Origin of the sequence: Haloarchaeobius sp. HME9146 (assembly GCF_025399835.1) — an archaeon.
Taxonomy (GTDB): domain Archaea; phylum Halobacteriota; class Halobacteria; order Halobacteriales; family Natrialbaceae; genus Haloarchaeobius.
Genome location: NZ_JAODVR010000001.1, coordinates 167,478 through 189,446, shown reverse-complemented (window position 1 = coordinate 189,446; position 21,969 = coordinate 167,478). Strand labels below are relative to the sequence as shown.

At 66.9% G+C, this 21,969-nt stretch carries 16 protein-coding genes; 7 read left to right on the top strand and 9 right to left on the bottom strand.

The features are described from left to right. Window positions 1–135 precede the first annotated feature (135 nt). Together thrS and N6C22_RS00930 are read left to right on the top strand one after the other, a co-directional pair. The gene (gene thrS, locus N6C22_RS00935) at window positions 136–2,070 is read left to right on the top strand and encodes a threonine--tRNA ligase (RefSeq protein WP_261648709.1); all 1,935 of its coding nucleotides are present in this window, start codon (window positions 136–138) and stop codon (window positions 2,068–2,070) included. 78 nt (window positions 2,071–2,148) lie between these two features. Continuing rightward, entirely contained in the window at window positions 2,149–2,865 is a 717-nt protein-coding gene (locus tag N6C22_RS00930; RefSeq protein WP_261648708.1) for a phosphoribosyltransferase family protein, read from the top strand. A gap of 22 nt (window positions 2,866–2,887) precedes the next feature. Here N6C22_RS00930 and N6C22_RS00925 read toward each other — a convergent pair whose 3' ends face one another. After that, on the bottom strand, window positions 2,888–4,807 hold the full coding sequence (locus N6C22_RS00925) for a DEAD/DEAH box helicase (RefSeq protein WP_261648707.1): 1,920 nt from the start codon (window positions 4,805–4,807) through the stop codon (window positions 2,888–2,890). Window positions 4,808–5,155: 348 nt separating this feature from the next. Here N6C22_RS00925 and N6C22_RS00920 point away from each other — a divergent pair, with 348 nt between their 5' ends. Beyond that, window positions 5,156–6,601 (top strand): NCS2 family permease, encoded by a 1,446-nt coding sequence (locus N6C22_RS00920; protein WP_261648706.1) that lies wholly within the window; start codon window positions 5,156–5,158, stop codon window positions 6,599–6,601. Here the strand turns inward: N6C22_RS00920 and N6C22_RS00915 are convergent, their stop codons facing one another. Next, the gene (locus N6C22_RS00915; protein ID WP_261648705.1) at window positions 6,602–8,914 is read right to left on the bottom strand and encodes a DUF2298 domain-containing protein; all 2,313 of its coding nucleotides are present in this window, start codon (window positions 8,912–8,914) and stop codon (window positions 6,602–6,604) included. It lies immediately after the preceding gene. Window positions 8,915–9,070: 156 nt separating this feature from the next. Between N6C22_RS00915 and N6C22_RS00910 the strand changes: the two genes are divergently transcribed. After that, the gene (locus tag N6C22_RS00910) at window positions 9,071–9,325 is read left to right on the top strand and encodes a glutathione S-transferase N-terminal domain-containing protein (RefSeq protein WP_261648704.1); all 255 of its coding nucleotides are present in this window, start codon (window positions 9,071–9,073) and stop codon (window positions 9,323–9,325) included. 63 nt (window positions 9,326–9,388) lie between these two features. Here N6C22_RS00910 and N6C22_RS00905 read toward each other — a convergent pair whose 3' ends face one another. Next, complete coding sequence (locus tag N6C22_RS00905) at window positions 9,389–10,393, bottom strand: transcriptional regulator (RefSeq protein ID WP_261648702.1); 1,005 nt, start codon at window positions 10,391–10,393, stop codon at window positions 9,389–9,391. Window positions 10,394–10,751: 358 nt separating this feature from the next. Between N6C22_RS00905 and N6C22_RS00900 the strand changes: the two genes are divergently transcribed. Both N6C22_RS00900 and N6C22_RS00895 read left to right on the top strand, forming a co-directional pair. Beyond that, the gene (locus tag N6C22_RS00900; RefSeq protein WP_261648701.1) at window positions 10,752–12,632 is read left to right on the top strand and encodes a right-handed parallel beta-helix repeat-containing protein; all 1,881 of its coding nucleotides are present in this window, start codon (window positions 10,752–10,754) and stop codon (window positions 12,630–12,632) included. A gap of 72 nt (window positions 12,633–12,704) precedes the next feature. Further along, on the top strand, window positions 12,705–13,979 hold the full coding sequence (locus N6C22_RS00895; protein ID WP_261648699.1) for a tRNA(Ile)(2)-agmatinylcytidine synthase: 1,275 nt from the start codon (window positions 12,705–12,707) through the stop codon (window positions 13,977–13,979). 248 nt (window positions 13,980–14,227) lie between these two features. Here the strand turns inward: N6C22_RS00895 and N6C22_RS00890 are convergent, their stop codons facing one another. The 6 genes from N6C22_RS00890 to N6C22_RS00865 all read right to left on the bottom strand — a co-directional run bounded on the left by N6C22_RS00890 (window position 14,228) and on the right by N6C22_RS00865 (window position 20,458). Next, complete coding sequence (locus tag N6C22_RS00890) at window positions 14,228–14,752, bottom strand: NUDIX domain-containing protein (protein ID WP_261648697.1); 525 nt, start codon at window positions 14,750–14,752, stop codon at window positions 14,228–14,230. Between the two features lie 3 nt (window positions 14,753–14,755). Further along, entirely contained in the window at window positions 14,756–15,859 is a 1,104-nt protein-coding gene (locus tag N6C22_RS00885) for a threonine synthase (RefSeq protein WP_261648695.1), read from the bottom strand. Window positions 15,860–15,864: 5 nt separating this feature from the next. Beyond that, complete coding sequence (locus tag N6C22_RS00880) at window positions 15,865–16,821, bottom strand: succinylglutamate desuccinylase/aspartoacylase family protein (RefSeq protein WP_261648694.1); 957 nt, start codon at window positions 16,819–16,821, stop codon at window positions 15,865–15,867. Between the two features lie 81 nt (window positions 16,822–16,902). After that, on the bottom strand, window positions 16,903–18,042 hold the full coding sequence (locus N6C22_RS00875) for a hypothetical protein (protein WP_261648693.1): 1,140 nt from the start codon (window positions 18,040–18,042) through the stop codon (window positions 16,903–16,905). A gap of 84 nt (window positions 18,043–18,126) precedes the next feature. Then, complete coding sequence (locus N6C22_RS00870) at window positions 18,127–19,251, bottom strand: hypothetical protein (RefSeq protein WP_261648691.1); 1,125 nt, start codon at window positions 19,249–19,251, stop codon at window positions 18,127–18,129. Window positions 19,252–19,306: 55 nt separating this feature from the next. Next, window positions 19,307–20,458, bottom strand: coding sequence for a hypothetical protein (locus N6C22_RS00865; RefSeq protein WP_261648690.1), 1,152 nt, complete (start codon window positions 20,456–20,458; stop codon window positions 19,307–19,309). Window positions 20,459–20,583: 125 nt separating this feature from the next. Between N6C22_RS00865 and N6C22_RS00860 the strand changes: the two genes are divergently transcribed. Beyond that, window positions 20,584–21,930, top strand: a complete 1,347-nt coding sequence (locus N6C22_RS00860) for an MFS transporter (protein WP_261648688.1) — start codon at window positions 20,584–20,586, stop codon at window positions 21,928–21,930. Window positions 21,931–21,969: the final 39 nt, after the last annotated feature.

Below are 21,969 nucleotides of genomic sequence, written 5' to 3'. Positions count from 1 at the left end.
TTCTCGCACAACCGGGTATGGAAAAGTACGATGGTAGGTGTCTGCTTTACAGGTCGGGTTTGTACCCGCTAAATCACAACTTCACCTACCGGTTCTCGCGTTGGCAGACACTGACCAGCCTGAGGAACGTCACCCATGTCGAAATCAGAACAACAGATAGCGGTAGTACTACCAGACGGCTCGGAACTCGCGGTCTCGAAAGGGGCGAGCGTCGAGGATGTCGCGTACGAGATCGGCCCCGGTCTCGGGAAGGACACGGTCGCCGGGAAGATCGACGGCGACCTCGTCGCCAAGGAAGCGACCGTCTACGACGGCGCGAAGATCGAGATCGTCACGGACCAGTCCGACGAATACCTCGAAGTCATGCGTCACTCCGCGGCCCACGTCCTCGCACAGGCCGTGCTCCGCGAGTACCCCGACGCGAAGCTCGCCATCGGTCCGCCGACCGACGAGGGCTTCTACTACGACTTCGACGACGTCGACATCGACTCCGACGACCTGCCCGCACTGGAAGAAGAGATGCGCGACATCATCGAGGCCGACCTCGACATCGAGCGCGAGGTCGTGAGCTACGAGGACGCCAAAGAGCGCCTCGCGGACCAGCCCTACAAGCTGGAGCTGCTGGATGAACTCCACGACGAGGGCAAGGAGATCACCTTCTACAGCCAGGGCGAGTTCGAGGACCTCTGTGCCGGCCCGCACGTCGCCTCGACGGGCGAGATCGGCTGCATCGAGCTCATGGAGATCGCCGGCGCGTACTGGCGCGGCGACGAGGAGAACGAGATGCAGACCCGGGTCTACGGGACGGCCTTCGAGAAGGAGTCCCACCTCGAACAGTTCCTCGAGCGAAAGGAGGAGGCCGAGCGACGCGACCACCGCAAGATCGGCAGCGAGATGAACCTCTTCTCCATCCAGGACGTGACGGGACCGGGCCTCCCGCTGTACCACCCGAACGGGAAGACCATCCTGCGCGAACTCGAGCGCTTCATCGAGGGGATGAACCTCGACGCGGGCTACGAGTACGTCGAGACCCCCCACGTGTTCAAGACGGACCTCTGGAAGCAGTCGGGCCACTACGAGAACTACCACGACGACATGTTCCTGTTCGACGTGGGTGACGACGAGTACGGCCTGAAGCCGATGAACTGCCCGGGTCACGCCGCCATCTACCAGGACCACTCCTGGAGCTACCGCGAACTCCCCATCCGCTACGCCGAGAACGGGAAGGTCTACCGCAAGGAACAGCGCGGGGAGCTCTCCGGACTCTCGCGCGTCTGGGCGTTCACCATCGACGACGGCCACCTGTTCGCTCGCCCCGACCAGATCGAGGCGGAGGTCGAGGCCATCATGGACATCATCATGCAGATCCTCGACACCTTCGGGCTGGAGTTCGAGGTCGCGCTCGCGACCCGTCCCGAGAAGTCCGTCGGCAGCGACGAGATCTGGGAGCAGGCCGAGGAGCAGCTTACCTCGGTCCTCGAGAAGCGTGGCATGGACTACGACCTCGAAGAGGGTGACGGCGCGTTCTACGGCCCGAAGATCGACTTCGCGTTCACGGACGCCCTCGGCCGCAAGTGGGACGGCCCGACGGTCCAGCTCGACTTCAACATGCCCGAGCGCTTCGACCTGAGCTACGTCAGTCAGGAGAACGAGCACGAGCGCCCGGTGATGATCCACCGCGCGCTGTACGGCTCCTACGAGCGCTTCTTCATGGTGCTCATCGAGCACTTCGCGGGCAAGTTCCCGTTCTGGCTCGCCCCCGAGCAGGTCCGCATCCTGCCCATCTCGGACGACAACCTCGAGTACGCCTACGAGGTCAAAGAGCAGTTCTCGGAGTTCCGTGTCGAGGTCAACGACCGCGACGCGACCATCGAGCGCAAGATCCGCGGCGCGCACAACGACCGCGTGCCCTACATGATCATCGTGGGCGACAACGAGGAGGAGGCCGGCAACCTCTCCGTGCGTGACCGCAAGGAGCGCCAGGAGTACGACGTCGACACCGACGAGTTCCTCGAGCACCTCCGCGCCGAGCGCGACCAGAAGCACGTCGAGCCGAACTTCCTGAGCTAGGTCGACTCCACGGTCGTGCCCACTTTCTGGTTCGACAGATTCGATGTATTCATGATTGTGTAGTCGTGCATAGTGGGTATGAACCGAGCCGAGAAGGCGGCCCTCCAGCTGCGCGCCGTCGACGTCCTCCAGATGCTCAAGGAGACGCGGACGTACGACGAGCTGGCGGCGCTGACGGGGCTGCCGGCAGGCGACCTGAACCGCTACGTGAACGGCCACGTCCTCCCGAGCGCCGACCGGGCCCGGGAGGTCGTCGAAGGGGTCGGTCGCGACGAACTCGCCGCGGAACTGGGCGCGCGCATCCGGGTCGACGACGAGGGCTACGTCGACAATAGCGCCGCCGTCTTCGACCAGGCCTTCCTCGACCTCGTCGCGCCGGTCGCCGCCGACGCCTTCGCGTTCGACCGCCCCGACGCCGTCCTGACGGCCGCGACCGACGGTATCACGCTCGCCGCCTCGATGGCGAGCTACTTCGGTGCGGACTGCGTGTACGCGAAGAAGTCGAAGGAGACCGCGGTCGAGGAGTTCATCGAGGCCCGCCAGCGCCTCCAGTCCGGCATCGAACTGACGTACTATCTTCCGGCGTCGGCGCTCGATGCGGGTGACTCCGTCCTCGTCGTTGACGACCTCATCCGGTCGGGCGAGACCCAGGAACTCCTGCTCGACATCGTATCCGACGCGGGTGCCGACGTGGCGGGCGTGTTCGCGCTCATCGCGGTCGGCGACGAGGGCAAGGAACGAGCCGCCGAGCGGACCGACGCACCCGTGGGCGCGCTGGTCGACGTCGAACCCTGATTCTGGCTGCTTCTCCCTGCTATCACACGTCGCGCTCGACCAGCGATTCGCGCGTCTCCCGGATGACCCGGGCGACTCGCGTCACGTCGGTCCCCTCGTCGGCGATGTACTCCGCCAGCGACTCGGTCGCCGTCAGGAGCCAGGCGGCACGCTCGGCGATGCGGCGCACGTCGCCGGGTCCGACGCCGTAGCGTTCCGCGACCGTGTCGGCGTCCGCCCCTTCCGACCAGTCGGAGAGCATCTTCGCGGTCTTGAACACGTCCAGCCACGCCTGGAAGTCGCCGTCGAAGTCCATCACCGACTTCGTGAGCTCGGACTCGCGGCGCATCGCCTCGTCGGTGAGCCGACCGGCCTCGTCGTTCCGGGTGTAGAGTTCCGGCATGTCGGTGGTGTCACAGACCAGTTCGAGCACAGTGAGGGGGGTCAGCCGCGGGTTGTCGGCCGCCCGACCCAGGGCGTCGATGACAGACGCGCCGGTGACGGGGTCGACGTACACCCGGGAGACGAGGGAGCCGAGTTTGGTCGCCCGGAGGCCGCCGGTGCGGTCGAGCATCCCCGCCGATTCGAGGTAGTCGAGCACGTCGTCGACGACGGCCTCGAGGTCGCTGCCGGGGCGCTGGTGGCCGTAGAACGTCTCGTCGAGCAGTTCGAGGACAGCGGCCCGGGAGTCCGCGAACCCGGAGGCGACGGTCGAGAGGACGTGAGTCCGCAGGGAGACCTCGCTGTGGAGCTTGGAGGTGACGCGCTCGGGGTCCGCGCCGATGTAGCGCTCACGGAGCGTGTCGGCCTCGCCGTCGCGGGCGACCAGCATCGCCTCGCCGTAGGGGTCGAGGTGTGGCCGACCGGCTCGGCCGAACATCTGGTGGACCTCGAGGACGGGCAGGGGTTCCATCCCACTGCCGTCGTAGCGCTCGTGGTCGCGGACGACGACCCGGCGGGCGGGGACGTTCACGCCCGCGGCGAGGGTGGGCGTGGCGACGATGACCTTCAGCTCGCGGTCGCGGAACGCGGTCTCGACCAGTCGGCGGTGTTCCGCGGAGAGACCGGCGTGGTGGAACGCGACCGCGTTCGCGGCACACCGCGCGAGTTCCATCCCGGTGTCGGTGGCGGCGCTGACCCGCAACTCCTCGGCGACCTCTGGCGCAGAATCGAACCACTCGTCCACGAGGTCGGTCGCGAGGCCCTGGGCGGCCCGACGCGAGGAGACGAACACGAGGCACTGGCCGCCGTCCTCCACCGCGTCGCGGGCCAGCGCCACGGCAGCGGGGTCGCCGCCGGTGTCCACGTCGCGCTCCTCGCCGTCGTCGAAGCTGATGGTCTCCTCGGCGTACACGCCGGTCTTCAGGTCGACGGGTCGCCAGGTCGAGTGGACCAGTTCGGCGTCGAGCCAGTCGGCGATCTCTTCGGCGTTGCCGACCGTCGCGGAGAGCCCGACCAGCTGGATGTCCGGTGTGAGCCGGCGGAGTTTGGCGATGGTGACCTCCAGCGTGGGTCCCCTGCCATCGGCGTCGAGCAGGTGTATCTCGTCGACGACGGCGCAGTCGATGGCCTCGACCCACGCCGCCCCGTTTCGAATCGCGGAGTCGACCTTCTCGCTGGTGGCGACCACGATGTCGTGCTCGGCGAGGTCCTCGTCGGTCGCGTCGAAGTCCCCCGTCGAGATGCCGACCGAGACATCGGGAAGCTCGCAGAACTCGTCGTACTTCTCGGTCGCGAGCGCCCGGAGCGGCACCACGTACAGGGCGGGGCCGTCGCTCGTGAGCATGGCGAGCTGGGCGACGAAGGTCTTCCCGGAGGCGGTCGGGACCGCGGCGAGGACGCGGCCGCCCTCGCAGACACCGGCCTCGACCGCTTCGACCTGTGGGGGATAGAGTTCCTCGACCCCCTTCGCGTGGAAGTGGTCGACGAATCGGTCGGCGAGGGGCAGGTCCGCGACGTCCATTGGCATGACGTTGTGCGTCCCGGTATAAAAATTGGCGTAGTGATTCTGGATTGAAAGATTCCGGGACGGTGTCTCGAACGACGGTCGATACGGTCCGTCTGCACGAGGCAGATGGTTTGACTGGCGTGTCGTGTTCCTCAAAACGAGGTGACAGGTGTGTGGTTCGCAGGCCGGAATTCAGCGCGTCCCCGACTCCCGGAGCATGAATCAGAAAGTTGGTGGTCGTCGTGCCGCCCTGTCGGCTTTCGGAGGGTACGACCGCGAAAATATGCAAGTTCATGGTTATATCGGGGCTGAATTTCCGTAAAGCTTTAATTTAGTAATTCTGTGGTTGGCCATACGTGCATTATGGGTTCCAGTGAAAGCACGGCAAACCAGTCCACGTCCACGGGTGGGGACAGCTGGTTCGCCGACTACTTCGGCTTCGAGGAGCACGGGACGAACCTGAAAACAGAGATCGTCGCGGGTATCACGACGTTCCTGACGATGAGCTACATCGTCGCCGTCAACCCCGCCATCATGAGCAACGCTGTGCAGATCCAGGGCTACTCCCAGGGACAGGTCATCCAGATGCTGGCGGTCGTCACCATCCTGGCGAGCGTCGTCGCCACGACGGTCATGGCGTTCTACGCGAACAGACCGTTCGCGCAGGCACCGGGGCTCGGCCTGAACGCGTTCTTCGCGTTCACGGTCGTGCTCGGTTTGGGGATACCGTGGCAGACCGCACTCGCCGCGGTGTTCGTGGAGGGCGTCATCTTCATCTTCCTCACCGCGGTCGGCGCGCGTGAGTTCGTCATCGGCCTCATCCCCGAACCGGTCAAGTTCTCGGTCGGGACCGGTATCGGCCTCTTCCTCGGTATCATCGGCCTGCAGGCGATGGGCGTCGTCGCCCCCGACGAGGCGACGATGATCACGCTCGGGTCGCTGGCACAGAACCCGGTCGCCATCGTCTCGGTCCTCGGCCTCTTCCTCACCATGGCGCTGTATGCCCGTGGTGTGAAGGGCTCCATCATCGTCGGCATCGCCCTGACGACCATCGCGGGCTTCGTCCTCTCGTACCTCGGGTACGCCCCGGCGGCACTCTCGGGGAAGTTCATCCAGGAGGGCGCGTTCGTCTCGAGCGAACTCCCCGCGGCCACCTACGACATCACGCCGCTGGTCGGCGCGTTCATCAGCGGCTTCGGCAACGTGGAGGCATTCACCTTCGCGCTCGTCGTCTTCACGTTCTTCTTCGTGGACTTCTTCGACACCGCCGGCACGCTCGTCGGCGTCGGACAGGCGGGTGACTTCCTCGACGAGGACGGCGAACTCCCCGACATCGACAAGCCCCTGATGGCCGACGCGGTCGGCACGACCGCGGGCGGCATCCTCGGCACGTCGACGGTCACGACGTACATCGAGTCCGCGACGGGCGTCGAAGAGGGCGGTCGCACCGGCATGACGGCGCTGGTCGTCGCGCTGCTGTTCCTGCTCTCGCTCGCGTTCGTTCCGCTCGCGGCCGCGATTCCGATGTACGCCTCGCACCTCGCGCTGGTCGTCATCGCGGTCCTGATGATGCGCAACGTCGTCGAGATAGACTGGCAGGACATCACGCACGCGGTGCCGGCCGGCCTGACCATCATGATCATGCCGTTCACGTTCTCCATCGCGTACGGTATCGCGGCAGGTATCCTCAGCTACCCGCTCGTGAAGGCGGCCGCTGGCGAGTTCGACGACATCTCGGCCGGGCAGTGGCTGCTCGCCGGCGCGTTCCTCGTCTACTTCGTCGTCCGCACCGGCGGCGTCCTCGGCTGATCACGGACAACTCACATTCTCAGCGGCACACATCGCCGTCTCGTTGACGGCGTAGATGGTCACGGTCCCGCTCCGGTGGGCGACCGTGATTCCCGGTTTCTCTTCGAACGCGACCAGGTTCCGGTCCGGATGCGTGAGCGTCGGCTGGTCGTACTGGCGGCGCTCGTCGGGCCCGACGTAGACGTAGCGAACGTCGTATCTGGCCAGCAGCTGCGCCGACGTTGACCAGTTACCGCTGTATATCGTCGCGGTGTCGTTAACCCGGCTCTCGTACGGTTCTATGCCGCGATAGCCGGCCTCGTGCTCCCAGCCGACGACGGTCGGGAGGGCGGTCAGGGTCGCCGGTGCGGAGTGCCACGTGTACGTCTCGTCGCCGGCCTGGGTGAGGATGGTCGGCGTGCCTTCTCGCTGGTTCAGCCAGTCGATGGCCGCGGATTCGTTCGGATGGGCGCGCTCGACGTATCGCGTCGCGTCGAGCGAGAGGTCTGCCTGCCCGGGGTTCGAGACGACCGGGTCGACCTGGGCGTCGTAGACGAGCACCGGGAACGCGCAGGTCGAGAGCAGGACGGCGACGAGCAGGACGCTCGTCAGGACGGTCTTCGAGGGTGCTGCCGGGAGGTCCCGGTCCTGTCCGAGCGCCCGCAGCGACTCGTGCAGTCGGTCGTGCCACCGGCCGAGCACGACACCCAGCCCGACGCCCCACAACGTCCAGACCTGTATGGATACCTTGTAGACCGTGTTCCACCGTTCGTGGCCGCCGACCGGCCACACCCGGGCGTAGGTGAGTTCCACGATGAGCAACAGCCCCGCCCCCGCGAGCACGAGTGCGGCGGTGAAGTCGGCCCGGGCCCGCGAGAGCACCCAGCCCGCCAGGAGCAGGGGGCCGAGGACGGCGAGGGCTGCGAAGTCGACGGCGAGACCAGCGACCGACACCAGCAGCACGATGCCGACGCCCGCGGTTCGCCGCCGAGAGCCCGCCGTCCACGACAGCACCCGCGGCAGCAGGACGACCGCGAAGGGGACGGCGAACAGGCCCCAGGCGAGGAGGAACGGCACGAGTGCGCTCCGCGGTGGCAACAGGCCGACGCCACGACTCACCGGCGTGTGGTCGAGCAGGAACGGTGCCGCGACGAGCGCGCCGCCGCCCCCGACCACGACGGCGCTCGCGGCCGCGGAGGCATGTCTGGTCACCTCCCGCCGCAAGCGACTCCCCCGGTCGAGCCCGGGGAACGGGTGGTCGCCCGCACAGGCGACCGTGAGGGCGACGAGACCGCAGGCGGTCGGGACGCTCCAGAGGTTCGTCAGTGCGAGGAGGCCGACGACCGGAATCACCGCGAGCAGACGGAGCCAGCGCCGCGGGTCGGTGCTCTGGGTCCGCCACCACGCGAAACAGAGCGCCGCGACCAGCAGGAGGAACGGCAGTGCCATCATGTGGGCGTGGAGGTCACCGTTGACGTACTCCCACGAGGGCGAGACGACGAGCGTCCCGTCCAGCACGTACCGGGTGTTCCAGTAGCCCCAGTTCGCGTAGCCGATGACACTGTCGAGTGCCTCGCTGGTGGGTGCGCGGATTCCCGCGACGGCGGCTCGACCGTACTGCTCGACGAGCGAGTCGGGCAGGACCCCGAGGAACAGCCGGGCGAGGGGTGCGAGGTTGTTCCCGAACCCGACCACGACGACGGCAGCGAGTCCAGCGGCCCGGGGCGACCGGTCCCGCGCGTCGGCGATGGTCCCCGCGAGACTGTACGCACCCGTCGCGATGCAGGCGAAGAAGGTCGGTATCGCCAGGTTGTAGGCGTACTTCGCCTCGACGCCGGACAGCTTCGCGACGATTCCCGCGACGAGGTGGCCGCCGTAGTAGTAGCGCAGTCGCTCGCCCGCGAACCAGAAGTCCTCGGGCGGAAGCTGGTCGGCGCGCAGGACGCCACGGAGGAGGCCGTAGTCGAGGAACTTCTCGCCGCCCGGCGGGATGGCGGCAGGGCCGACGAGCCGGAGCGCGAGCATGGCCGCGAAGGCGACACCGAACACCGCGGCTGTTTCGAGGGCGGTTCTGCGCGGGATGGGTGGTGCGACTCGGCTCGCGAGGAGGCTCAGACCGCCGAGGAGCACCACCGCTCCGATGACCGTAGTAGTTGTGAAGCTGACCTGTCCAGCCCAGTAGGTGAACAGGGTCGCCACGACCAGGGCGATGGGGAGGGCGAACGCGGTGCCGCGGTCGTAAGACCGTGGGAGGGCGGCTGCCGCGAGCGGGCCCCCGACGGTTGCGAGCAGGGCGAGCACGATGAGCCACACCACGAGTGGGCTCACCAGCACGTGACTGATATATCACGTAACAGGACGTAAGTGTCTTGTGTACTGGCGGGCCGTGATGTCCGGTGCTCGGGCGGCCTGCCACCAGCGGTGGTCTGGCGGCGGCGTCACACAGGACCGCTGGCCTCTTTATATGGGCGGTCCTACGTCCGGCCAGCCATGACGAACCTCGAACTGTACGAGTTGCCGGGTTGTCCCTACTGCGCGAAAGTGAAGTCCAAGCTCGCCGACCTCGACCTGGAGTACGTCTCCCACGAGGTGCCGCGCTCGCACGCCGAGCGCACGGAGGTCGAGGAGGTCAGCGGCCAGACGGGCGTGCCCGTCCTGGTCGACAAGGAACACGGCGTCGACGGGATGCCCGAGTCGGACGACATCGTCGCCTACCTGGAGAAGACGTACGGCGCGGAAGCGTAAGCGGGCCGCTACAGGCTGTCGCTGTCTGTTTCGACGAGAGAACGAACGCCCGCCAGTGCCGACTCAGGCCGGCTCCTCTTCCACGTCGGTCCGCTCGCGGATGAGGTCGCGCAGGTCGTCGGCGTCGCGCATCTGCTCGACCTCCTCGCGCTCGATGATGGCGGTTCCATGCACGGACTCGCGCTTCGAGCGGTCGACGAAGTACACCGACCGGGTGCGGGTGACCGACCCGATGGAACTCATGATGCGGGCGCGCTTCTCGGCGGCCTTCGTGAACTTCGAGTGGCCGGTGAGCAGCGTGTGCTCGCGGACGTCGCGGTGTGACACCGGCCCTTCGTCGTCGGCCTCGTTGTCCTCGCTGACAGCCTTGAACGGCGAGCGAAGCGTCGGGTGGACGTCGTAGCCGACGCGGGTCATCACGGTGACGATGGGTTCGTCGTCCGGGTCGGCCTCCGGGTCGTCCGGCGTCGGCTCGGCCTCGCGCACCTCGTCGGCCCCGTCCATCACGTCGACCGGGGCGGTCAGGGGTGCGTCGAACATCTCTTCGAGGCGCATCGCCACGTCGACGGAGGCGTTCATGCCGTCCTCGTACTTCGAGACGGTGCGCCGGGAGACGCCGAGTTCGCTCGCGAGCTGTCCGAGGCTCATGTTCTGCTGTTCGCGCTCGTCCGCCAGCAGCTCGCCGTCGATGTTGACGTACAGGCCGCCGGGGGCCGCGTAGATGAGCGGCGGCACGTTCTCGACGAACAGGTCCATCGCGGTGTTGGGTGCCATGACGGGAACGCCGTGGCGGAAGTACACCACGTCGGGCTTGAGGTCCTCGTCGCGCGTTCTGAGACCGATGACCAGGGGCGTCGCGTCCAGGTACGACCCGAGCCGTCGCATCTCCGCGCCGGTCGCCGCGTCGAAGGCGTCGATGTTCGAGAGGATCTTGACGAGGACGAGTTCCTCGCCCCGGCGGGCTGCCAGGTCGAAGCTCTTCGGACGGATGACGCACCGGTCGCTCACGCGGAAGCCTGCATCCTGCAGCATGGCGGTGAGGTTCTCGACCAGTGCATCCCGAGACATACGGACACGTAAGTTGTTTCTCGCATATATGTGTTGTGTCGTCCTCACGGCTTCTGAGACCGGGTGAGTCGGGCGTTTTCGTGGATACCTCTCCCGGAGCAGTGGTGGGTGGACAGTCGTGGCCGGTCTTGGCCTGACGGGCCGTTCGAAGAATCGTGTCTGGAACAGAGTAATCCATGTCTCGTGCTGAATCACCGGTAGAAACACTGAATTCGAATCTCTTGCTCTAAACCTGTTTGAACTCGTTACTACCGACTCATTCATGATGGCCAACAGTTATTTGTCATTCTAATTTGACTGTCAATCCGAAATGGGGATTGGACCAGCACGGCGACGAGATTTTCTCAAAAAATCGCTGATGGCGGGTGGTATCGGAATCGTCGGAACGACCACGGCGACAGCGGCACGCGAACTCACGGTCGACAAGGACGACCCGGAGGCGTACGACCGGATTCGACGAGCCGTCGCGGCGGCACCCGATGGGGCGACCATCCACATCGCGAGTGGCACATATACTGAACAGGTCTGGGTCCCGGCGGCGAAGTCACTCACAATCCGGGGTGATACCGGAGGGGATGAACGAGGTGCAGGGCCAGATGCCCCGGTCATCGACGGTGGCGGTGTGACAGGGGCCGGTGGCATCTCGATGGAGAACACCGAGGACGGTCCCTCGTTGACCATCGAGGGCGTCGTCATCAGAAACTTCGGCGCGGACCTCAACTCGCCCGGGCAGGAGACCAACGAGGCCGGGGCTGGCATCCAGACCGGGTACCGGTCCAACGTCACCATCCGTGACGTCTCGATGGACCATATCGTCGGATCGGCTGTCGCTGTGTACAACGGCGGACGGGGAACCTCACGGAACTGGACAGTTGAGCGCTGTCGGTTCGATTCGATCGCACACACGGCGATCAATCTGTCCGGCGTCACCGATTCGGTGGTTCGGGACAACGTGATAACGGCTTCCGACCCGGTCCCAGACGCGGAGGGGAAATGGTGGGAGCAGAACACACCCGACGGCAATCCCGTAAACGGCATTCGAATCCAGGCCAATGCACAGGACGGACGGACCTCGGTATCGCGGAACGTCACGGTCGCGGCCAACGAGATTGTCGGGCGGTTCGACATCTCTGGCATCAAGGTGTTCTCTCACAACTACTCCGGGGCGCAGTCGCTCGTCGAGCAGGTCACCATCCGGGACAACACCGTCGAACTCACCTCGGACGGCGACGATGACATCCAGGCCAACGAGAAACACGGTATCAATATAGACGCGAACGGAGGGCCGGACTGGTCGCGAGCAGCGGCGATTCGTGACGTGACTATCGAGGGCAACCGGGTCACCGGCGCGAACCACGCCTACAAGTTCCTGTCCATGTCCTCCTTCACGTCGGATTCGGACACGAAAAGCGGCATCCGAGACGTGGTCTGTCGCGACAACGAGGCGGTCGACTGTGGCACCGGCTGTATCCCACTGACGACCCGTGCGGGTGACCTTGCCGACGTCACCGTCGAGGAGAACCGGTTCGAGAACTGCCAGCTCGGGGTCAACGTGTGGAGCCGTGGCCGTCTGGTTCGCGGTGTAACCGTTCGAAATAACGAGATCCATCGAGACGTCCGACCCGACGAGTACACGGCGAGGCACGGAATCCAGATCGTCGGCTACGGTGCCGATATCGAGGACATCCAGGTGACTGAACAGGACATCTCGAAGTACAACCTCGGCGTCGTCGTCTTCGGGGTTGGAGACACCAGTCGTGGCGGCCGGGCTGAACACGCTACCGTACGGAACGTGGTACTCACCGACTGCACCATCTCGAACAACGACGTCGGCATGCTCACCTGGGGATACGACGATGAGTCCACGATCGAGGCCACCGCAGAACGAACGACCTTCGAAGCAAACGAGATAGGTGTCACGACCCGGGGGACCGCCTCCGGAGACGGCCTCCACGTCCACCACTGCAACTTCTTCGACCACACTGATGCCGCTGCAAAGAACGAATCCGGTAACGGCGTGGTGGACGCGACCTGCAACTTCTGGGGCCATCCGACCGGGCCGACGACCGACGAGAACAACGCTGGCCGTGGCGAGCGCGTCGGCGAAGGCGTCGACTACGACCCACTCCTCCCCCAACGGTTCGAGCGCGTCTCGGAGAACGCCTGCCATCCGGCACCGGGCGGTTCCGGGAACGATGACGACGAAGAGCAGGGGAAGGGGAAGCAGAAGAGCAAGTAACGCCGCAGCACCCTCCAATTCTTTGGGCACGAGTCGAAACCCCGATAGCCACCGGCCTACTTCTCGCAGACGATGACGGTCATCGGGCTGGACGACACGGACTCACGCACCCGCGGGATGTGCACGACCTACGTCGCGAACCGGGTCGCCACACGCCTGCGCGACGCTGGCGCGACGGTCGAGCGCCTGCTCCTCATCCGGCTCAATCCCGCGGTCGAGTTCAAGACTCGCGGGAACGCCGCGCTCGCAATCCACACCGATGCCGACCCGGAGACGGCCCTCGAACTCGCCCGCGAGGAGCTGGACGGGGCGGCCGAGACCGACGACCCGATGACCAATCCCGGCCTCGTGGTCGCTTCCGGGGACCCCGAAGACGTGCCCGACGCGGTCGCCGAATTCGCCCGAGACGCCCTCCGTGAGATTATCCCGGTCGAACGAGCCGAGGAACTGGCCGACGAGTTCGGCTACGCCCGCGCCGGCTGGAAGAACTCGCAAGGGCTGGTGGGTGCACTCGCCGCCGTGGGTTCCTGGGCCGCCTTCGACGACTGGACGACCGAGCACATCAGCTACCGCGAGCCCGACCGATGGGGGACCGAGCGCGACATCGACTACGATTCGCTCTTCGCGGCCGCCGACGAGTACTACCCCCGCGCCTGGGACACAGTGGATCGGGTCGAGGGCGAGGCGGTCTGCGTGCCCCACACGCCGTGTCCCATCCTGCACGGGATTCGCGGTGACGATTCCGAGGCGTGCCGGGCACTTGCAGGAGCCATCGACTCCGAACCGGTGTTCGACGCGGCGACGTTCCAGACGAACCAGGGCACCGATGCCCACCTTGCCCCTGGCGAACTCGGGTCACTGGCAGAAGACCGGGCCTACCGCGTCCCGGGTGTCGTGGCTTCGGAACCAGAGACGAGGCGGGGCGGGCACGTCTTCTTCGAGTTCGCGGATGCGGCGGGTGAGGAGTCCATCCAGTGCGCCGCCTTCGAACCCACGAAACGGTTCCGCGACCGGGTTCGAAATCTCAGGGCGGGAGACGCACTCACCGTCTGTGGCGAGGTCACCCATGGAACCCTGAAACTGGAGAAGTTCGCGGTTCGCGAGCTGAATCGGACTGGATACGAAACCCCCGTCTGTGACGGCTGCGGGAACACGATGAAGTCCGCGGGCCGGAACCAGGGCTACCGATGCCGGGACTGCGGGACCGACGCGCCGGGCAAGGTCGAGGTTTCGGTCGAGCGCGAACTTGCGGAGGGCTGGTACGAGGTGCCGCCCTGTGCCCGCAGGCACGTCGCGAAACCGCTGGTGCGGGGTGGGTTCGACGCCGAGACGCATCCTGAGCGTTGACGCAGTCGTTCTGGGTGGTTCTGCTCGTGTTTCGAGCGTTGCGACTGGTTCGACCTCGTCGACTATCGCTGGTTGAAATGGAGACCGCACCACACCCTCCCCAGCCGACTCCTTTCACTTCGCTACGCTTCGTTCCAGTCGTCCCTCGCACGCTCCAGCATCCGCCTCACTATCGTTCGGCGACTGCTTCCGACGCGCGCCACCCGCCACTGCAAAATTAGAACCCCTTCGCTTCCACTCCACCTTGACTACCCAAACCGTTCCCACGCGAGCCGCAGGCGCTGGGCGTGGTCTTCGTGCAGCACCGCGTCACTGGCAGCGAACGACCTGGGCGTGAACCAGCCGACCGCCTGCACCTCGTTCAGGGCTTCCGGCGTCCCCGTCGTCGCCTCGGCGCGGACCGCGAACCCGATGGAGACGACGTACTTCCCCGCGAACGGACCGCTCGTGAACGTCTCGAGGAGTGCCAACTCGTCGGGGTCGACGCTGACGCCGGTCTCTTCTTCGAGTTCGCGGGCGGCAGCTTCCTCGGGGGTCTCGTCGACCTCCATGTGGCCGCCGGGGACGCCCCACTCGCCGATGCCTGGTTCGACGTCGCGCTGACCGAGTAGCACACCCTCGTCACCGACCACGGCGACGCCGGCGGTCGGGATGGGGTTGTGCCAGACGATGCGCTCGCAGGCGGGGCAGAGCTTCCGGTCGCGCCCGTCGAAGTGCGTGCTCTCGGTCTCAGTCCCACAGTCCGGGCAGAACGAGGCGGGGTGGCTCGTCACGGCTCAGAGCGTCGTCAGGCCGCTGCCGGTGAGCGGGACGACCACGTCGTCGTCCTCGTCGAGGACGCCCATCTCGCGGTACTTGGTCAGCGCGGCGGGCGCGGTCGCACAGGTGGGTTCGACGTAGAAGCCGCGGCGGTGCAGGGCATCCAGCGTGTTCTCGACGATGTTCTCACCGAGGGCGATGCAGTCGCCGCCGGTGGCCTCGAGGGCGTCGACGAGCTGGTCCATGCGGGCCGGTTCGCGGATCTGGATTCCGTCGGCGATGTCGTTGGGGTGGTCGTCCTCGGTCTCGGGCGAGCCGTGGAAGGTGTCCGCGATGGGCGCGTAGCCGGCAGCCTGCACGCCGAGCAGGCGGGGCATGGAGTCGATGATGCCGGCGCGTTCGAGCACGTCGAAGCCGCGGTAGGCGCCCAACAGCAGGGTGCCGTGGCCGACCGGGGTGACGACGGCGTCGGGGGCACTCCAGTCGCGCTGGGCGGCGAGTTCGATGGCGAACGTCATCGTGCCGGCATAGAACGCGGGGTTCCAGGCGTGGCTGGCGTACCAGCCCTCACCGTTCTCGACGGCGTCGATGGCCGCCTGCGTCACGTCCTCGCGAGTGCCCTCGACGCGGACCGGGCGGGCACCCGAGCGCTGGATGGCCATGAGCTTCGACTGCTTCACGTCGGCCGGGACGTACACGTCGGCCTCGATGCCGGCGCGGGCCGCGTAGGTCGCGATGGCGGAGCCGGCGTTCCCGGAGGAGTCCTCGATGACCTTCTCGACGCCGAGACCGGCGGCTCGCGAGAGGGTGGTCGTCGCGCCGCGGTCCTTGAACGAGCCGGTCGGCGAGACGTACTCGAGCTTGAACTCGGCGTCCCAGTGGGGCGCGTCCACCAGTGGGGTGAACCCCTCGCCCAGCGTCACGCGCTGGTCGACCGGGATGAACTCGTGGAACGTCCAGAGGCCGCGACGCGTGTCCAGCTGGCTGACGGGGAGCGGGTTCCCGTCCGGCAGTGGCGGCGTCTCGAGGTCGAGCGCGTGGCCGTCTGTGGGGCAGCGCCACGGTTCGTCCGCACTTGCTTCGTGTTCGGTGCCACACTCGGGGCAGTAGAGGTGCTGCATGGGAATCAGTAGGAGTCGATGTCCGTGCCGACCGAACAGACGTACTCGCCGGTCGCGACCTGCGGGAGCCGGCGGGCGCGCCAGAAGATACCGTTCGAGTCGGCGGTCACTTCGGCCTTCAGCTGGCCGAACGCATCGGTGACGGTGAACAGGACGTCGCCGCGGTCGACCTGCTCTCCGAGGTCGGGTTCGAAGGACACGAGCCCGCCGGCCGGCGAGCCGTACTGGTCGAAGCCCTTCGCGCGGGTCTGGGTCTCCGTCGTTGCGTCCTCGTCGAGGAAGTCGTAGTACCGGAGGACGTTGAACACACCGTCGACACCGATCTCGATGCTCTCGTGGTCGAAGCCCACGGTGCCGCCGAGTTCGGGGTCGATGGTCGGGATGCCCTCGTCGGGGCCGGCTCGTGCAAGCTGGCCGTCGGGGCCCTTCTGGTCGAGGATGTGACCCGCGCCGAACACCTTCGCGAGCTCGAGGCACTTCTGGTGCAGGCGGTGACGACGGCCACAGCGCACCCGCGTCTCGTTTATCATCCGGCTGTCCGACCCCTGGTGGAGGTCGAGGATGAGGTCGGCGTCACGGGCCGCGTCGAACGTGGCCGCGGCGAGGCGCTCCGAGGAGGTGCCGTCGTGGTCGCCGGGGTAGGTCCGGTTCAGTTTCGTGTCGTCGATGGGGTTCCGGTGCGAGTCGATCTGGAAGCCGTGGTAGTTCACGATGCCGACGATGCGTATCTCGCCGGCCAGCGTCGCGGGGTCCAGCTGGGGGAACACCTCGCGGATGACGCCGACACCGTTCAACTCGTTCCCGTCGCTCACGGCCTGCATGTAGAGGGTCCGGCCGTCCTGCTCGCCGTTGACCACGGCGACAGGGAGGCCGACCGGGCTGCCGTCGCGGGTCTCCCCGACGGTCAGGCGACCGGTGTCGACCTCGCCGGGGGCCGCGCTCGCGGTTCCCAGGGTCGTCATTGCCCTACAGAAAGGTCGGTCACCCTTTAGGTGTTCGGTATACCAACCGACATGCGGCGGCGTCACCCGCTGGTTTCCGGCTCACCTGAGATCGCGGTTGAAGTACTGCGCACCGTTGAGCATCATCGAGACGCCGGTCCTGCTTCCGAACTCGCGGGTAGCGCTAGCGCCGTCGGCCTCGCCGAACTCCATGGCCAGCCGGCCGTTCTCTATCCACACGTCGAGCCGGCCACCGGTCTCGATACGCTCTGGGAGGCGCTCGAAGCCGAGGTGGCCAGACTCGTCGTACATCGATATCTCCGCCCCCGCGGGAACCGGGTCGCCACCCTCGTGAGAGATGGTGACGACGCGTCGGTCGTCGCCCATCGAGGGCTTCAGTTTCGGGCTTCGCTCGCGGGCCTTTCCGGCCCACGACGGCTCGGAGACGCTGGTCCCGCCGACGTCGCTGGTCTCGATGCGCGTGAGCAGTGACTTCTCCGTGTCGTCGTACGCCGGGTCGAAGGTGAACTCCGCGACGAGTTCGTCGACGATACCGCGCTCGTCGACGGTCAGGTCCGCACCGAAGCTGTTGACCGCGGCCGCGTTGAAGCGCTGTTCGATTGGCCCCGGGTCGGCCAGCGCTTCGGCTCGCAGGTCCCACGTCACCAGGTCGCCGCCAGTGTCGGGGTCGGACGGCGCGCCGAACTCGCCCGCCCGGAGCAGTTTCTGGAGGAGCCGGTAGCCGGTGAACTCGCGACGCGGGAGCGACATCGGGTTCGAACCGAACCGGACACTGCCCTGGTGGGTCTGCCGCCAGACGACGCCGCGGCTGCTGTGGTACTTCGTCACCTCGGTGTTGAACTGGGTCGTCACGAGCGCTTCCCCGCCACTGCCGACCCGGTTCAGGTCGTTCTCCAAGGTGCTGCCGTGGTCCTGATCGATGATGCGCCGGCGGAGCGTGAACGACTCCCCCGAGAGAGCGTTGCTGTGCGTGTCCGCGAAGTACGACTGGATACCGTCTTCGTCGAGGCCGGAGGGGTAGTCGGGGACCTCGGCGGCGGCCGCGTCGGTCTCGGCGGTGGTATCCGACTCCGTCGCGGTCGTCGTCTCGGCTGCGGTGGCGGTGGCGCTCGTCTCGCTCACTGCCTGCCCGGTGGTCGCGGCTCCCGAGTCTTCCAGCCGCAGACAGCCCGCGGTGCCAGCGAGGACGGCGAGAGTACCGAGGAGGTGTCGGCGTTGCATACCTGTGCGGTTCCGAGCAACTCGCCTAAACGTATCGGCCGTTTCGGTATTCGAGTCGAGCGAGGAAGGCGTCTCCCTCGGTCGTCACTGCGGCAGTTCGATGTTCCCGAAGTACTCGGCACCTTCGCGGTGCATCCAGAAGCCGTACCGGCCGTCGAGCGTCGTCGGGTTCGCGTTCGCCGGCTTGCCGCCGCGGTTCCAGTGGAACCGGTCGTCCTCCATCCAGAGGTAGAGGGTGGTGCCGGCCTCGACCGGCTGTTCGAGGTCACGGTACCCCCAGTTGCCGCGACCGTCGCGGTCGTAGAGGACGACGGCGGTCCCGGGGAGCATCGCGTTGCCGCCCTGGTGGTCCATCCGGACGTAGTTCCCGTCGTCGGTGATGCGGGCGGACACGTCGGGTGCCTGCTCGACCGCGGTGCTGTACCAGTCCGGTTTCGAGGCGTCGGTCGAGCCGATGTCCGTCGCCCGGTAGTCCACCCGGACCTTGAACAGGCGGTCGGCCTCCTGGTGGAGGTACGAGAACTCGGCGGTCAGTTCGGCGATCGCACCGCTCTCGAGGACTTTCCCCTCGGCGGCGTAGGACTTCAGCTCCTGCCCCTCGTACTCGTCCATGAGCGCCTGGGGCTCGCCGATGCCGTCGGCCGTTATCTCGAAGGCGCGGTCGTCGGTCTCCTCGGGGGCGTCCCACTGCCCGGCGAGGATGAGCGTCCGGAGGTCACGCGCCCGGATGAGCTGCTGGCGGTCGAAGGCGTACCGCTGGCGGCCGTAGGTCGACTGTCCCCCCACGTCCTGTCGCCAGTAGGAGCCGTCTGCGGTGCGGTACATGTCGATGGCGCTGCCGTCCTGCCAGCGCTCCAGTGCCCCCTCGTCCCCGACGAGTGCCTTCCGTGCCTCGTTGGTATCGCCGCGGGTGAGGTTCGTCGACCGGAAGGAGACGGTGAAGGAGGTCCGCGAGAGCGCGTTGACGTGTGCATCGGCCAGGTAGACGGCCACGCCGTCGTCCTCGAGCCCCGGCGGTCGGTCGAGTGGTTCGGCGCTCTGCCCGTCGGTCGCGGTGTCGGCCTTCGTGTTGGCTGCGGTCCCGGTCCCCGTGTTCGTCACGGAGAACGTCGGCGGTCGTGTCGTTTCGGTGTCTCCTCCGCTGAGGCGGAGACAGCCAGCAGAGCCGACGAGTGCCCCCATCGTCCCCAGTAGTCGGCGTCGTCGCATATCGAGTCGATAGATAGGTTTGACGTGTTAAAAGTCCGACGGCACTGTCAGAGCACTACTTCGGCAGTTCGATGTTCCCGAAGTACTCTGCGCCCTCGCGGTGCATCCAGAAGCCGTACCGGCCGTCGAGTGGCGTCGGGTTCGCGTCCGCCGGCTTGCTGCCGCGGTTCCAGTGGAACTGGCCGTCTTCCATCCAGAGGTAGAGCGTGGTGCCGGCCTCGACCGGCTGTCCGAGCTGTTCGTAGCCCCAGTTACCGCGGTCGGTTTCCTCGGAGCGGTCGTAGAGGACCACGTTAGTCCCGGGAAGCATCGCGGTGCCACCGGCGTGTTCCATCCGGACGTAGTTCCCGTCGTCGGTGATGCGGGCGGACACGTCGGGTGCCTGCTCGACCGCGGTGCTGTACCAGTCGGGCTTGGAGGAGTCGGTCGACCCCACGTCGGTCGTCTGGAAGTCGACGCGGAGTTTGACGAGTCGGTCCTGCCCGTCGTCCTCCCGGAGCAGCGAGAGTTCGACCGTGAGCTTCGAGACGATGCCATCCGGCCGGACCTCCCCTTCCGCGGTGAACGACTCGACCGACTTCGCCTGGAATCGCCAGTCCTCTTTCAACCTGCCCGTCTCGCCGACGCCGTCGGCTTCGATGGCGAACGTCCGGTCGTCGGTCTCCTCGGGTGGTTTCCACTGTCCGGCGGCGAAAAGCTCCCTGAGCTGGCGTGCCCGGGCGAGCTGCTGGCGGTCGAAGTCGTACCGGCCGTGGCCGTAGGTGGACTGCCCGCCGACGTCCTGTCGCCAGTACGACCCCTCTGCGGTGCGGTACATGTCGATTGCGCTGCCGTCCTGCCAGCGTTCGAGTGCGGCCGACCCGCCGACCAGCGCCTGCTTCGCCTCCGCCGTTTCGCCCCTCGTGAGGTTGGTCAACCGCCACGACGTGGTGAAGGATGTCCGCGAGAGGGCGTTGAGGTGGGCGTCGGCGAGGTACGCCTCGACCCCGTCGCCCTGCAGCCCCGGCGGTCTGTCGACCGGTTCTGCGGTGCCGGCGTCGGTCGCGGTGTCGGCCTTCGTGTTGGCTGCGGTTCCGTTCGCGGTGTCGGTCGCAGAGACCGTCTGGGACCCTGCCGTTCCGGTCGCCCCACCGCCTTCACTGAGACGGAGACAGCCGGCGGAGCCGACCAGTGCCCCCATCACGCCCAGTAGTCGGCGTCGTTGCATGTTGGTGTGTCGTTCGCCCGAACTGTCATAAATCGCGTGGCCGACTGGACCGCTCCGTCTGGGGCTGTTCCTCGCAATCGTGCGCGACCGAACCGGTTTTGTCTGCCTCGCTCACAGACACGTCTATGGCAGAGAGCGACACGCCCGGGGCGCTCACCTACTTCCGGCAGTTCTTCGCGCTGGAGCGGGACGTGTTCGTGCTCTCGGTGGCGATGTTCGCGTTCAGCCTCGGCTTCCAGATGACGGGCCGGTACATGGGCGAGTACATCGTCGCGCTGGGTGGCACCTCGGTCGTCGTCGGGCTGTACGGGAGCTTCGGGAACCTCATCGGGGCGGTGTACCCGTATCCCGGCGGGGCCGTCTCGGACCGCATCGGCTCGCGGACCGCCCTCACCGCCTTCGGGTTCGCCTCCGCGGTCGGCTTCGCGCTGTGGCTGTTCGCCGAGCAGCTCGCGGTTGGGCCGATTCCGGCGTGGGCGTGGATTTTCGCGGGGCTGGTGTTCGCACAGGCCTGGAAGTCGTTCGGGCTGGGCGCGACGTTCGCCATCGTCAAGCAGTCGGTGCCGACCGACCAGCTCGCGACGGGCTTCGCCAGCACCGAGACCTTCCGCCGGGTGGCGTTCCTGGTCGGGCCGCTCGTCGCTGCCGGACTCGTGGCGGCCTACGGGTTCGACCTCGGCTTCCGGTACGTCATCGCGGTCGCCTTCGGGGCTGCACTCGTCGCGACCGTGGCCCAGTACGTCCTCTACGAGTCGGAGGGCGACTCCTTCGGGAAGGAGTTCGCCGGCGTCTCCCAGATTCGCGACGACCTCGCGAGCCTCCCGGCCCCGCTTCGCCCGCTGCTCGTCGGGGACACCCTGGTCCGGTTCGCGAACGGGATGGTGTACGTGTTCGCGGTGCTGGTCGTCACCCGCGAGTTGCAGACCACGGCGACGATCTTCGGCGTCTTCCTCGCCCCGGAGGCACTGTTCGGCGTGTTCCTCGCGGTCGAGATGGCGGTCGCACTGCTGACGATGGTCCCGGTCGCCAAGCTGACCCAGCGCTCCGGCCTCGTGCCGGTGGTGGGCCTCGGTTTCCTCGTCTACTCTGTCTTCCCCGTCCTGCTGGTGAACGCGCCCGACGGCGGCCTCGACATCGCGGGCATCGCCCTCTCCGAGGCGGTCGTCGTCGGGGCTATCTGGGCCTTCTCCGGACTCAGGTTCGCCGGCCTCCCGGCGCACAAGGCGCTCATCGTCGGCCCGGCCGAGAAGGACGCAGGCGGGCGCGTCACGGGGTCGTACTACCTGGTCCGGAACGCCATCACCATCCCGAGCGCCGCGGTCGGCGGCTGGCTCTACAGCACCGGCGGGATCACGCTGGCCGGTCTCGACCTCTCGGGCCCCCAGCTCGCGTTCACCATCGCGACCGTCGTGGGCCTGCTCGGGACCGGCTACTTCCTCTTGCGGGGCGAGGAGTTCGGCCCGTACGCGTGAGCGTGCGGGGCCGCCAGCGAGGGACCGACGCGGATTTGT

Excerpts from the sequence above, each read along its gene's own strand:
- N6C22_RS00895 (WP_261648699.1), top strand. The coding sequence starts at position 12,705 with ATGACGGTCATCGGGCTGGACGACACGGACTCACGCACCCGCGGGATG.
- N6C22_RS00875 (WP_261648693.1), bottom strand. The coding sequence starts at position 18,042 with ATGCAACGCCGACACCTCCTCGGTACTCTCGCCGTCCTCGCTGGCACC.
- N6C22_RS00870 (WP_261648691.1), bottom strand. The coding sequence starts at position 19,251 with ATGCGACGACGCCGACTACTGGGGACGATGGGGGCACTCGTCGGCTCT.
- thrS (WP_261648709.1), top strand. The coding sequence starts at position 136 with ATGTCGAAATCAGAACAACAGATAGCGGTAGTACTACCAGACGGCTCG.
- N6C22_RS00925 (WP_261648707.1), bottom strand. The coding sequence starts at position 4,807 with ATGGACGTCGCGGACCTGCCCCTCGCCGACCGATTCGTCGACCACTTC.
- N6C22_RS00900 (WP_261648701.1), top strand. The coding sequence starts at position 10,752 with ATGGCGGGTGGTATCGGAATCGTCGGAACGACCACGGCGACAGCGGCA.
- N6C22_RS00880 (WP_261648694.1), bottom strand. The coding sequence starts at position 16,821 with ATGACGACCCTGGGAACCGCGAGCGCGGCCCCCGGCGAGGTCGACACC.
- N6C22_RS00930 (WP_261648708.1), top strand. The coding sequence starts at position 2,149 with ATGAACCGAGCCGAGAAGGCGGCCCTCCAGCTGCGCGCCGTCGACGTC.
- N6C22_RS00905 (WP_261648702.1), bottom strand. The coding sequence starts at position 10,393 with ATGTCTCGGGATGCACTGGTCGAGAACCTCACCGCCATGCTGCAGGAT.
- N6C22_RS00885 (WP_261648695.1), bottom strand. The coding sequence starts at position 15,859 with ATGCAGCACCTCTACTGCCCCGAGTGTGGCACCGAACACGAAGCAAGT.
- N6C22_RS00910 (WP_261648704.1), top strand. The coding sequence starts at position 9,071 with ATGACGAACCTCGAACTGTACGAGTTGCCGGGTTGTCCCTACTGCGCG.
- N6C22_RS00920 (WP_261648706.1), top strand. The coding sequence starts at position 5,156 with ATGGGTTCCAGTGAAAGCACGGCAAACCAGTCCACGTCCACGGGTGGG.
- N6C22_RS00865 (WP_261648690.1), bottom strand. The coding sequence starts at position 20,458 with ATGCAACGACGCCGACTACTGGGCGTGATGGGGGCACTGGTCGGCTCC.
- N6C22_RS00860 (WP_261648688.1), top strand. The coding sequence starts at position 20,584 with ATGGCAGAGAGCGACACGCCCGGGGCGCTCACCTACTTCCGGCAGTTC.